Origin of the sequence: Candidatus Methanoperedens nitratireducens (genome assembly GCF_900196725.1) — an archaeon.
Taxonomy (GTDB): domain Archaea; phylum Halobacteriota; class Methanosarcinia; order Methanosarcinales; family Methanoperedenaceae; genus Methanoperedens; species Methanoperedens nitroreducens_A.
This window is the reverse complement of the sequence record NZ_FZMP01000033.1, coordinates 1-9,584: the sequence shown is the minus strand read 5'-3', so window position 1 is coordinate 9,584 and position 9,584 is coordinate 1. Positions and strand designations below refer to the sequence as shown.

Sequence of the window (9,584 nt, the reverse complement as noted above, 5' to 3'; positions counted from 1 at the left end):
TCTATTTATGCGACTTAGCTTAGTTGAATATCGGAAATTACTTATCAAACAGTCCACTAGTCTCACGCGAAGCTTCACTACCATCTGAAGAAGATGGCGAAGGAAGGTGGTCTGTAGATCATTTATTTCTCGATCAAGATGCCATCCCGACTTTGGTGGAGGTCAAACGCAGCACTGATACGCGCATTAGGCGAGAAGTAGTTGGTCAGATGCTGGATTATGCTGCCAATGCAGTTGTATACTGGCCGATTGAATCAATCCGTGCTAAGTTTGAAGCAAGTTGCAAAGATAAGGGCATAGAACCTGAACCGGCACTCAGTGAATTTCTTAGCGATGATATCAATCCAGAACAGTTCTGGCAAAAGACCAAGACTAATCTGCAGGCAGGTAAAATACGCATGGTCTTTGTGGCAGATGACATTCCTACAGAACTTCGACGTGTGGTGGAATTTCTGAATGAGCAAATGGATCCGGCTGAGGTGCTTGCAGTTGAAATCAGGCAGTATATTGGCAGAAGCCTTAAGATCCTTGTTCCTAGAGTCATGGGACTGACAGCAGAAGCAGAAAAGAAGAAATCCAGTGGCCTTAGTAAGCAATGGGATAAAAGCTCTTTCTTCCAAGATTTGAGAGCAAAGCGGGGCGCCGAAGAGGCTAGGTTTGCATGTAAAATTTTTGAATGGGCAGAAACCAGAAACTTTCGGATCTGGTGGGGCAAAGGAAGTAGAGATGGATCCTTCTTTACAATGTTCGATTACAGAGGCGTACCACATTATCTAATTGCGGTTTGGACTTACGGAAAAGTGGAAATTCAATTTCAGATGATGAAAATGCAATCACCATTCGACAACGAATCCAAACGTTTAGAGCTACTGCGCCGCCTGAATGAAATTCCAGGTATTGCCATCTCCCCCGAAGCCATTTCAAAGCGTCCTAATATACCACTAACAATATTCAAAAATGAAGACGTTCTGAAGAAATTCCTTGAAACGCTCGATTGGGCGATTCAGGAAATCAAATCTTCGTAGATGTAGTTATTCCAGAGATACAAAATCCTTCTTCCACCCCTCGTAACTTATTTCCCTCCATACTGCATCTATCAGTTTCATTTTATGACTACCGAATGCAAAGACTGCAAGGGCACAGGCTCAATCATAATCAGCGAGAAAGAATGCCCGGACTGCAAAGGCTCAGGCAAGCAGAAATCCATAAGCCTTGATAAATTATCTGAAAAAGACCTAAGCAAGCTCATGTCAGGAGGCATGAAATGCGCCACATGCGGCGGCACGGGCGAAGCTTCAGTCACCGAGCCGTGCAAAGCCTGCGGCGGGAGAGGGAAATTCTTCACATGCACCGTGTGCGGGAAGCAAACGGACAAAGGTGACCTCTGCGAGAGCTGCACGAAAAAGCCTCTTGTACATATCCTGGGAGCAGAATGCGACACCCGTGAGCTTGAAGTAGGAAAGACCTACGAAGGGAAGGTGCAGGGGCATGCCAACTTCGGCGTGTTCGTTGATTTGAACCCGCAGCTTCGTGGTCTTGTTCATGCAAGCAACATCAATTTCAGCCCCGAGGTCGGGGATAAGATCATTGTCGAAGTAAAGAACATAGCCCCGAACGGCAACATCGAACTGCTCCCGAAAAGCCCGAAGGAATACCAGCTCATCGAGGTCGAAAAACAGCTTCCTCGCAGGAAGACCACAGAACTCTCAAAATATCTCGGCAAACTCGTTCATCTCTCAGGCGAAGTGATCCAGATAAAACAGACTGGCGGACCCACGATTTTCACGATTTCAGATGAAGATAGCACAGTGCAGTGCGCGGCTTTTGAGAAAGCCGGGGAGCGCGCCTATCCTGAGATCAAGTCCGAAACCATAGTGAAGATAATCGGCGAACCTTCGATGAGGAACGGCGCCATGCAGGTCGAGATACGCTCCATGAAGCAGCTCTGGGGAGGGGATGCTACAGGTATCAAGGAGCAGATCGAAAAAGCTATAGATGTACGTGCAGAGCCGCATGATATCCAGTTCCTTGTAAAGAGCGAGGTTCTGGAAAAGCTCAAGCCCAGGATGCGAAATGCAGCAAAGCTCATCAGAAAGGCAGTATTTAAATCACGCCCGATCATCATTCGGCATCACGCAGATGCGGACGGTATCACCTCTGCTATCGCTATTGAGCGCGCTCTTCTCCCGCTCATCCGGGAAGTCGGGGGCTCTGATGCAGACCGTCACTTTTACAGGCGCTCGCCTTCAAAGGCTCCGTTCTACGAGCTTGAGGATGTGACAAAAGATCTTACATTTGCACTTGAAGACCAGGAGAGATTTGCCCAGAGGATGCCGCTTGTAGTTTTGATGGACAACGGCGCGACAGAGGAAGATATGCCTTCCATGAAACAGGCTGTTATTTATGGTGTAGATATACTGGTTATCGACCATCACCATCCCGACGGTACTATTGATTCAATGGTGCTTGAGCATGTGAACCCGGCTTATGCAGGCGGGGATTTCGGCATAACCACAGGCATGATAGGCACTGAGATAGCCCGTATGATAAATCCTGAAGTTGTTGAGGAAATAAAACACCTCCCGGCAGTTTCAGCGGTCGGGGACAGATCGGAGGCGCCTGAAGGAGAGCTTTATAAATCCGTGGTTAATGGAAAATATAAACCCGAAGACCTGAAGAATATGGCGCTTGCTCTTGATTATGAGGCGTTCTGGCAGAGGTTCAGCGACGGGCGAGGGATAATGAACGATATACTTAACCTCGGGTCTTCTATCCGGCACCAGCAAATCGTCAAGCTGTTGTGCGAGCAGGCAAATGCCGCCATAACAGAGCAGCTTGAGGCGTCGATGCCAAATGTAAAAACGCAGAAACTGCCAAACGGCGCCATACTGAATGTTATCGATGTTGAGAATTTCGCCCACAAGTTCACATTCCCTCCGCCGGGCAAAACGAGCGGTGAGATACATGACCGCCTTTGCGCTAAATACAGCGGGCAGCCTGTTGTGACAATCGGTTATGGCCCGGATTTTGCAGTGCTGCGCTCAAGGGGCGTAAAGATGAACATACCCCAGATGGTGAAAGAACTGCACAGCGAGATAAAAGGCGCGGGCGTAAGCGGCGGAGGGCATCTCGTGGTGGGCAGCATAAAGTTCGTTGAAGGCATGAGAAAAGAAGTGCTGGCGAAGCTGGCTGAGAAGATAGGAACGGCAGGGACCTGATGAACGTCAGTGAAAAATGCGTGGGCTGCTGCCAGTGTGCAGTCTATTGCCCGCACGATGCGATAACAGTGTTCGGGCACGCCTCGATGAACGAGAAATGTATTGAGTGCGGGATATGCATTGAATACTGTCCCGTCTCTGCTATCTCGGAGGATGAATGAAGGCGGTGATCATTGGCGCAGGTCTTGGCGGATTGCTTGCAGGCGCAAAACTTTCAAAAGCTGGATACGATGTCGAGATATTCGAGCGCCTCCCTTTTATCGGCGGCAGGTTTACCAATCTCGAATATAAAGGATTCAAACTCAGCACAGGCGCACTCCATATGATACCCCACGGCTCACGGGGACCGCTTTCGCAATTACTGCGTGAGGTAGGAGCGGAGGTTACCATAATCGATTCAAGTCCTATGGCTATAATCAAAAAAGAGGATGAGAGTAATATTGAATTCCACGATTTTAAAAAAGGACTGTCAGTTACAAAACAGGTGAAACTCGGAACTATACTGGCATATTCCCTTAAATTTAAACCTAAAACTGACATCTCATTCAGGGATTGGATCCTGAAATATTTTAATGATGAGTTCCTGCTAAGGCTTGCGGATTCATACTGCGGCTGGTCATTAAGCCTTGCCGCAAATGATGTCCCTGCCCGCAAGGTGCTGGAAATCATCGATAATATGTACCGATACAAAGGACCGGGTATCCCGGCAGGCGGATGCGGCGCAGTAATAGAATCTCTCTCGGATGTCATAAAATCAAACGGCGGAAAAATAAATACCAGAGCATGCATCGATAGAATAATAACAGATGATGGACTGGCAAAAGGCGTAAATGCCAATGGGAAAGTAATAGATGCCGATATTGTTATCAGCGATGTCGGGCACTCTGAAACAAGCCGGATGTACGAATGCAGGGACGAGAAGTATCTGGAGTTCATAAAAAAGACCAAGCCATCGAGAGGGATTAAAATATGTCTTTCCTCCGGAGAACCCCTTATAGGGCATAGCGGCGTTCTTTTCACGCCTTACGCGGAGAGGGTCAACGGGATAAATGAGGTCACAAATGCCGATCCTTCGCTTGCGCCGCCCGGGAAGCATCTTGCAATGTCCCACCAGACAGTCCTATCCGATGATTTGGCTCATGAGATAACTCTTGGGCTTTCTGACCTGAAAAAGTTATTCTCCGATAAAAAATACGAGGTGCTGTTAATCCAGTCATATTCCGGCGACTGGCCTGTGAACAGGGTATCTTCAGGAAGCGATATTGGGTACAGGACGCCTGTTCAAAATCTCTACATTGTTGGCGATGGCGCGAAAGGGAAAGGAGGGATCGAGGTGGAGGGGGTGGCGCTGGGGGTGAGGAATGTGATGAAGGAGATAGGGGTAAGTTAGTCTCTCACCAGTCTCTCACAACATATAGTAATCTCTCTACGTTAGTTTTAAGTACAATCATTAAAAACATTAACTCTGGAGGTTATTTGAATGGCAGATATAAGGGATGATTTCAGAAGATTCGAAGAAATGATGAATCGGATGTTTGAAGACTTCTGGGGGAGACCGCGGCGACAGCTTTTACCATCTGGCGAGCGCGGAGAGATGTTGCCGGCTGAATACAGGCAGCCTTTCATCGATATCGTTGAGACCGATAAGGAAGTTATAGCTACGGCTGAGATGCCGGGGCTTGAGAAAGAGAATATCAAAATAAACCTGACAGAGGACAGGCTTGAGATATCGGCAGAGACAAAGAAAGAAGAGGAGAGGAAAGAGAAAGGCTACGTGTACAGGGAAAGGCGCAGCGGGAGTTATTATCGCGCTATCGCTCTCCCATCACCGGTAGACCCAAATAACGCCCAGGCTTCGTACAGGAATGGGATTCTTGAGATAAAAATGCCAAAGACAGAGGTCAAGGAGAAAAAGGAGATAAAGGTGGAGTGAGCTTAAATTTGATGAATCCTCAGGCGAATGATGGGTTCATCACCCTGTTTTTCTGAACACAATCTCATTTCCCTCAACATCAACTTCCACAGAATCCCCTTCCACGAATTCTTTATTAAGTATCCTTATCGCAAGGGGATCAAGTATCGTATGCTGTATCGTCCGCTTGATTGGTCGTGCGCCGTACAGCGGATCATAGCCTATCTTGGCTATGTGATTCCTTGCTTTTTCAGACATGGAAAGGTTGATTTTTTTCTCGGCAAGGCGCCTGCTCAGTATCCCAAACTGGATGTCCACGATCTTCATTATCTGCGGGAGCTTCAGCGAGTGGAAGATGATGATCTCATCCAGGCGGTTCAGGAACTCAGGCTTGAATTGCTGGTGTATCAGTTCCATTACTTTCTCTTTCATCTTATCTTCTTTATCCCCAAGCTCGAATATCCACTGGCTTCCGATATTGGATGTCATAATTATCACCGTGTTCTTGAAATCCACCGTACGCCCGTGGCCATCCGTGAGCCTGCCATCATCCAGTATCTGGAGCAGCACATTGAACACATCAGGATGCGCCTTTTCTATCTCATCGAATAACACGACAGAATACGGGCGCCGTCTCACTGCTTCTGTGAGCTGCCCGCCCTCCTCGTATCCCACATAGCCCGGGGGCGCGCCGATAAGCCTGGCTACCGTATGCTTCTCCATATACTCGCTCATGTCCAGCCGTATCATCGCCGTTTCGGAATCGAACAGGAATTCAGCAAGTGCTCTTGCAAGCTCTGTCTTGCCCACGCCCGTAGGACCGGAACATGAAAGAGCCTATGGGATGATTTGGATCTGATAACCCGGCGCGCCCTCTCCTGACCGCATTAGCAACAGCAATTACTGCATCATCCTGACCCACAACACGCTGCTTTATGCGCTCTTCCATATGCACCAGTTTTTGCATTTCGCTCTCAAGCATCCTGCTTACAGGAATATGAGTCCATGTTGAGACAACCCCGGCTATATCCTCCTCATCCACTTCTTCCTTGAGCATTTTCCTATCTTTCTGGAACTCTGTCAGCTTTTTATTCTCTTCATCAAGCTGTTTTTGCAGGTTGATCAGTACACCGTACCGGAGCTCTGATGCTCTCTCAAGGTTGCCCTCAAGCTCGGCTTTTTCTGCAGCCATCCTCGTTTTCTCGATATCTTCTTTTATCTTCCTTATTTTCTGAATGGCATCTTTCTCAAGCTGCCAGTGCGCTCTCATGGATTTGCTTTGCTCTTTCAGGTCGGAGAGTTCTTTTTCTATTTTCTCAAGCCGTTCTTTGGAATAGCGGTCTTTTTCTTTTTTCACTGCCTGGCGCTCGATCTCAAGCTGCCTTATCTTACGCTCGATATCATCAAGTTCTGACGGCAGGCTGTCTATCTCTATCCTGAGTTTTGAAGCGGCTTCATCGATCAGGTCAATGGCTTTATCAGGCAAGAACCTGTCCGTTATATAGCGATGGGAAAGCACTGCTGCTGCGATTAGCGCAGAGTCTTTTATCCTGACGCCGTGATGTACCTCGTATCTCTCTTTTAAGCCCCTGAGTATGGATATTGTCTCCTCGACCGTGGGTTCTCCAACAAGTATGGGCTGGAACCTTCTCTCAAGAGCGGGGTCTTTTTCTATGTATTTCCTGTATTCGTTAAGCGTTGTAGCGCCGACACACCTCAGGTCTCCCCTCGCCAGTGCGGGCTTCAGGAGGTTTGAAGCATCAATAGCGCCTTCGGCAGCGCCAGCACCCACAACGGTGTGAAGCTCATCAATAAATAGGATGACTTTCCCTTCAGAGTCCTGCACCTCTTTTATCACAGCCTTCAGGCGCTCTTCAAATTCACCCCTGAACTTTGTTCCTGCGACCAGCGCGCCCATATCCAGCGCCACGACCCTTTTGTCCTTCATATTCTCAGGCACATCTCCAGAGAAGATACGCAGCGCCAGCCCCTCTGCAATTGCTGTTTTTCCAACGCCAGGCTCACCTATCAGCACAGGGTTGTTCTTCGTTCTTCGTGAAAGCACCTGAAGAACCCTCCTGATCTCGTTTTCGCGTCCGATGACCGGGTCAAGCTTTCCCCGCGCTGCAAGGTCGGTAAGATCGCGCCCGTATTTTTTCAGCGCCTGGTATTTATCCTCAGGCGTCTGATCTGTCACCCGTGCGGAGCCCCTGATTTCCCGCAGCGCTCTCATGATACCGTCTTTTGATACGCCGTTCTGTCTCAGGAGCCGCGCCGAGGTACCGTCTTTTTCATCCGCTATAGCCAGCAGCAGGTGCTCTGTGCTCAGGTATTCGTCCTTGAGGTTCTTCATCTCTTCAAAAGCAGCCTCAACGATATCATTCAACCGCTGGGTGATGTATATCTGCCCGCCCCCTGCGCCTTCGATGCGAGGGAGTTTGTTAATCTCTTCCTCAAGCGACGATATTATTCCTGCGACATTTGCGCCGAGTTTCTGTAAGAGCTGGAGGGTCAGGCCTTCCTTCTGGTTGATGAGCGCGAGAAGGAGGTGTTCTACTTCTAATTGCTGCTGGTTCCTGTCAAGAGCTATGCTCTGTGCATCTGCAAATGTTTCCTGGGCTTTGATGGTGAAACGGTCGAATCGGATGGGCATGTGAGATCTCCCGGTGGTTAATTGGCGGTTTTGGGATTAAAATGTTGTCAATAGCCAAAAGTCTATTGATTTTTCACATTCAATGCCAAAATCATTTGAAATAGAGCAGGCAATACTGATGTATCAGATCATCTCCAAAAACTTCTTTTAATATTATGGGGTAACTCGTTCCAAATATTCATAACCGAATTATGGGATAGTGCCGCATGTAGATAGAAAATTATAATTAATAATCCTGCATGTTCTGAGCACCATGAACCTCCAGAGAATCGCCAGGGAAATCAGGGAATTCGAGGGCGTGACCCGCAAAAAGCCCATCGCAGACCTCATCAATATATTCGAGAGCGTACGCTCGGAGTATTCAAATTGTGTCGTGGATTTTGGCGATGATGCGGCTGTTATTGATATCGGGGGAGATGACTATGTATTGTTCGCAGCAGACGGCATCTGGGCGCGGCTCATCAGCGCAAGCATGTGGTGGGCAGGATACAGCTCTGTGCTCGTCAACGTCAATGATATCGCAGCTATGGGAGGCAAACCCGTGGCTATGGTAAACGTGCTGTCCTCGGACAACAAAGAAGCATCCAAGGAACTACTGAGAGGTATCAGGGACGGGGTAGCAAAATTCGGCGTTCCGATGGTGGGCGGTCACCTGCATCCGGATACGCCATACACATCGCTATCTGTAGCCATTATCGGTACTGTGAAAAGGGGATGCGAGATAAGGAGCAGCACTGCCAGGGCAGGGGATTCTGTGATCGCTGCCTGTGATATGGATGGAAGAATGGGCCCCAACTCTCCGTACAGCTTTGATTCCACGACAATGAAAGAACCCGGGGATGTAAGGGCAAAATACAGGGTGATGCAGACGCTCGGGGAGAGAAAGCTTGTTACGTCTGGAAAGGATATCAGCAATCCGGGCGTGGTAGGGACACTGGGCATGCTGGTCGAGACAAGCGGGGTAGGGGCGCGGGTTGAGCTTGATAAGATATTAGCGCCGGAGAACGTTGATTTTGTTCAGTGGTTAAAGGTTCATCCTGCAACCGGCTTTATTGTAACTTCGCTGCCTGAGAATGAGTCAGAAGTAGTTTCTCTTTTTGAGAGCGCAGGATACAGCGCCGCGTGTATCGGAAGTATAGAGGATACACACAGGCTTGATATATGCAGCGGTGGCAAGTGTGTGACGGTCTTTGATTTCAAGACAGACACGGTGACAGGGATAACTCAGTAGGATTTCCGCTCAGGGGAGCTTATCTTACCATAGCAACTTCCACTACAGAAACATCCACCAGCGCAATCTCCAGGGGGCATGCTTTATTCTTACACCATAGACCGCGCCGACGGGTGAACGTGCATATACCCAGAACCGGTCGGTCAGGAAGCTCTCAAGGCTGCCCTCCTGAGGCGTGAAGGGGTCGGCTTTTTCTATTTCCCCCTTTATACCCTGCGTATTCAGAGCTACATAGTTGCCGAGTACGTTAAAATCATGACCTTGGACAAGACGATAAGGCATGCCGAACAGACGCGCCCCGAGCGCGGGAAGGATGCGGTCAACCTGAGTATCGAACAGTACAATCCCACTTCCTGCATCTGCTTTAACGTAGGTGCGCACGTTAAGCTGGTTGTACTTTAGAAAGATGCTGCCCAGAGGTAAAAGTAAACCCGGACAAGGTCCTATCACATGCAACGCGACAAGGCTCGCGTATGCATCACCATTAAACCTAACTTCGCCACCTGCGGCTAATTGATACGAATTTTTATCCCTTTATACAATTTGCCAGATGACCATTTACCAGCGTAA

At 48.6% G+C, this 9,584-nt stretch carries 8 protein-coding genes and 1 pseudogene; 6 read left to right on the top strand and 3 right to left on the bottom strand.

What is annotated here, in order from left to right:
- Nucleotides 1-23: 23 nt before the first annotated feature.
- The 5 genes from MNV_RS03730 (at nucleotide 24) to MNV_RS03710 (ending at nucleotide 5,151) form a co-directional block, all read left to right on the top strand.
- Nucleotides 24-1,025, top strand: coding sequence for a hypothetical protein (locus MNV_RS03730; protein WP_096204036.1), 1,002 nt, complete (start codon nucleotides 24-26; stop codon nucleotides 1,023-1,025).
- A gap of 84 nt (nucleotides 1,026-1,109) precedes the next feature.
- Entirely contained in the window at nucleotides 1,110-3,218 is a 2,109-nt protein-coding gene (locus tag MNV_RS03725) for a DHH family phosphoesterase (RefSeq protein WP_096204035.1), read from the top strand.
- Nucleotides 3,218-3,379 carry a 4Fe-4S binding protein gene (locus MNV_RS03720; protein ID WP_096204034.1) on the top strand — a complete coding sequence of 54 codons (162 nt, stop codon included), beginning with the start codon at nucleotides 3,218-3,220 and terminating at the stop codon, nucleotides 3,377-3,379. The genes MNV_RS03725 and MNV_RS03720 overlap by 1 nt, the downstream gene beginning before the upstream one ends.
- On the top strand, nucleotides 3,376-4,608 hold the full coding sequence (locus MNV_RS03715) for a phytoene desaturase family protein (RefSeq protein ID WP_096204033.1): 1,233 nt from the start codon (nucleotides 3,376-3,378) through the stop codon (nucleotides 4,606-4,608). The genes MNV_RS03720 and MNV_RS03715 overlap by 4 nt, the downstream gene beginning before the upstream one ends.
- Before the next feature lie 90 nt (nucleotides 4,609-4,698).
- On the top strand, nucleotides 4,699-5,151 hold the full coding sequence (locus tag MNV_RS03710) for an Hsp20/alpha crystallin family protein (RefSeq protein WP_096204032.1): 453 nt from the start codon (nucleotides 4,699-4,701) through the stop codon (nucleotides 5,149-5,151).
- Between the two features lie 39 nt (nucleotides 5,152-5,190).
- Here the strand turns inward: MNV_RS03710 and MNV_RS21460 are convergent, their stop codons facing one another.
- A complete protein-coding gene (locus tag MNV_RS21460) occupies nucleotides 5,191-5,940 on the bottom strand; it encodes an AAA family ATPase (RefSeq protein WP_218837882.1) in 750 nt (249 codons plus the stop codon).
- Entirely contained in the window at nucleotides 5,906-7,783 is a 1,878-nt protein-coding gene (locus MNV_RS20960; protein ID WP_218837881.1) for a Clp protease N-terminal domain-containing protein, read from the bottom strand. The genes MNV_RS21460 and MNV_RS20960 overlap by 35 nt, the downstream gene beginning before the upstream one ends.
- A gap of 253 nt (nucleotides 7,784-8,036) precedes the next feature.
- On the opposite strand from MNV_RS20960, the gene MNV_RS03700 reads away from it, so the two are divergent.
- Nucleotides 8,037-9,014: a methanogenesis marker 2 protein gene (locus MNV_RS03700; protein WP_096204031.1), complete on the top strand. Its 978-nt coding sequence runs from the start codon at nucleotides 8,037-8,039 to the stop codon at nucleotides 9,012-9,014.
- A gap of 42 nt (nucleotides 9,015-9,056) precedes the next feature.
- Here the strand turns inward: MNV_RS03700 and MNV_RS03695 are convergent.
- Nucleotides 9,057-9,491, bottom strand: a pseudogene (locus MNV_RS03695) (DUF2071 domain-containing protein); the annotation flags it as partial.
- Between the last annotated feature and the right edge of the window lie 93 nt (nucleotides 9,492-9,584).

What these genes read in the sequence shown, in the direction of transcription:
- MNV_RS03725 (WP_096204035.1), top strand. Translation starts at nt 1,110, where the DNA reads ATGACTACCGAATGCAAAGACTGCAAGGGCACAGGCTCAATCATAATC.
- MNV_RS03720 (WP_096204034.1), top strand. Translation starts at nt 3,218, where the DNA reads ATGAACGTCAGTGAAAAATGCGTGGGCTGCTGCCAGTGTGCAGTCTAT.
- MNV_RS03715 (WP_096204033.1), top strand. Translation starts at nt 3,376, where the DNA reads ATGAAGGCGGTGATCATTGGCGCAGGTCTTGGCGGATTGCTTGCAGGC.
- MNV_RS03710 (WP_096204032.1), top strand. Translation starts at nt 4,699, where the DNA reads ATGGCAGATATAAGGGATGATTTCAGAAGATTCGAAGAAATGATGAAT.
- MNV_RS20960 (WP_218837881.1), bottom strand. Translation starts at nt 7,783, where the DNA reads ATGCCCATCCGATTCGACCGTTTCACCATCAAAGCCCAGGAAACATTT.
- MNV_RS03700 (WP_096204031.1), top strand. Translation starts at nt 8,037, where the DNA reads ATGAACCTCCAGAGAATCGCCAGGGAAATCAGGGAATTCGAGGGCGTG.